The organism is Lactobacillus acetotolerans DSM 20749 = JCM 3825, assembly GCF_001436775.1.
Taxonomy (GTDB): Bacteria; Bacillota; Bacilli; order Lactobacillales; family Lactobacillaceae; genus Lactobacillus; species Lactobacillus acetotolerans.
Genome location: NZ_AYZC01000016.1, coordinates 1 through 1,652 on the forward strand (window position 1 = coordinate 1; position 1,652 = coordinate 1,652).

Here is a 1,652-nt window from a genome sequence, read left to right on the forward strand (position 1 = left end):
TCGCAGAAAAACTCTAAACAAAGAGACCACCCATCTATTTGATGGGTGGTAGGTCATGAAAAAATGGTTTAAATGTGGTTTATCTTTAGATGAACGTGAAGAATTAAAAAATGAAATTCTACAATATTTATCCAATTCCCCAATTAACACTTACGGTAAAAAATTCCCTGGCGTAATAGTTGAAGGAACTGGTGGTGCTTTTAAATATAGATTTACACCTAAAAATTATCATAAGGGAAAAAGTGGTAGTTTTCGGACTATTTATTTTATTTATAATGCTAATAAACAAAATTTGTTTTTCTTAGAAATTTATCCTAAAAATAAGAAATCCACTTTATCTGTTAAAGAAAAGAAATCTATTAAAAATTTCATCAAGGAATTTAGGTATAGTAAAAGGAAGAATGATTATGACATCGACAATTGAAGAATCATTAAAAGATTACAAAAATTATTTAAATGGAAAACCTAATGGTGTTGAAGTAGTTCACGCTACTATTCCCGTCAAACCACAATTTAATGCCAAAACAATTAAAGAATTAAGAAAAAATATCAACGTAAGTCAAAGTGGTCTAGCAAATTTAATAGGTGTATCTACTCGAACTGTCAAAGCTTGGGAAACAAATCAAAGTAAACCTAGACGCCCAGTACAGAAATTACTTACCTTATTAACTAAAAAGCCTTCTTTAGTTAATGACTTAAAATCAATCTAAATCTAAGATTATAAATAAAGGAACAATTATGGCTACTTGGAATGATTTTAAAAAGGATATTACTTCAATATCTCCTGACGAAATGACCTTGATTGATAGTTTGGCATACCTTCATGTTCTTCGATTAAAACGCGGCATTACCCAGCAAGAGCTAGCTAAACGAATTGGGATGACCCAACCACAATTAGCTAAAATTGAAAATCTAGATTCAACACCTAGTTTAAAAACTCTTAATCGTTATGCAAAAGGGTTAGGATTAGAAGCTGTTATTTCATTTAAGCCCCTCGCAAATGCTTAATTTGAAAACATTGAAGAATCAATAAAAGATTATAAAAACTACTTAAATAGAAAGTCCAATGGTGTTGAAGTAGTTCATGCCACTATTCCTCATAAAGAAAAAATTCATAGTAAAAGATAATAATTTAAAAATTAACTATACGCAAAAAAGAGACAGTTGCATAAACTGTCTCTTTAATTTTATTATTCTGTTGTTATTTAGTTTTAGTTTATTGGTTTTATTAGTACCAACCGTTTGCTTGCCAGAAGGACTTGGCTGCTGACCATGAACCGTAACGACTGTTTACATAACTATCTGCGGCTTTTTCTTGGTTTGCGGCTGAGTAGTCACCATGAAGGTATGATGCTGAAAGTTGGTACTTACCTACGTATTGGCCATTATTTGCACCGTATGAGCCACCGGATTCTTTATTAGCAATCCAAGCCTTAGCACTTGCGTCTGAACCAGATGCGTTTGAAGTGTAGGATGAATTATTACTTCTAGTGTAAGAAGCTGAGTTATTGTTGGTGTTGTAATTAGTAGTAGTATTGTTAGATTTTACAGTAGTGGTCTTAGCTGGGGCAGTCTTGACTGCAGGAGCAGCGGCCTTGGCACCAGTTAAATCGTTAGCACGAACCCATTGGTTGTTACCTAAGTCATACCAC

The 1,652-nt window shown here is 32.9% G+C and carries 4 protein-coding genes; 3 read left to right on the forward strand and 1 reads right to left on the reverse strand.

Annotated features, from left to right (window positions below; all coding sequences use genetic code 11):
* Positions 1 to 55: 55 nt before the first annotated feature.
* From FC77_RS03640 to FC77_RS03650, 3 genes are read left to right on the forward strand one after another with little or no spacing between them, the layout of a single operon-like run.
* Positions 56 to 424 (forward strand): type II toxin-antitoxin system RelE/ParE family toxin, encoded by a 369-nt coding sequence (locus FC77_RS03640; RefSeq protein ID WP_056970169.1) that lies wholly within the window; start codon positions 56 to 58, stop codon positions 422 to 424.
* Complete coding sequence (locus tag FC77_RS03645; RefSeq protein WP_063507935.1) at positions 408 to 710, forward strand: helix-turn-helix domain-containing protein; 303 nt, start codon at positions 408 to 410, stop codon at positions 708 to 710. The genes FC77_RS03640 and FC77_RS03645 overlap by 17 nt, the downstream gene beginning before the upstream one ends.
* Positions 711 to 738: 28 nt before the next feature.
* Positions 739 to 1,008, forward strand: a complete 270-nt coding sequence (locus FC77_RS03650) for a helix-turn-helix domain-containing protein (RefSeq protein ID WP_054681701.1) — start codon at positions 739 to 741, stop codon at positions 1,006 to 1,008.
* Positions 1,009 to 1,228: 220 nt separating this feature from the next.
* Here the strand turns inward: FC77_RS03650 and apf are convergent.
* Positions 1,229 to 1,652, reverse strand: a 424-nt coding sequence (gene apf / locus FC77_RS08060) for an aggregation-promoting factor (protein WP_477218251.1), incomplete at its 5' end; no start/stop codon positions are given.

Coding starts and splice junctions, on each gene's coding strand:
- FC77_RS03645 (WP_063507935.1), top strand. CDS start 408: ATGACATCGACAATTGAAGAATCATTAAAAGATTACAAAAATTATTTA.
- FC77_RS03640 (WP_056970169.1), top strand. CDS start 56: ATGAAAAAATGGTTTAAATGTGGTTTATCTTTAGATGAACGTGAAGAA.
- FC77_RS03650 (WP_054681701.1), top strand. CDS start 739: ATGGCTACTTGGAATGATTTTAAAAAGGATATTACTTCAATATCTCCT.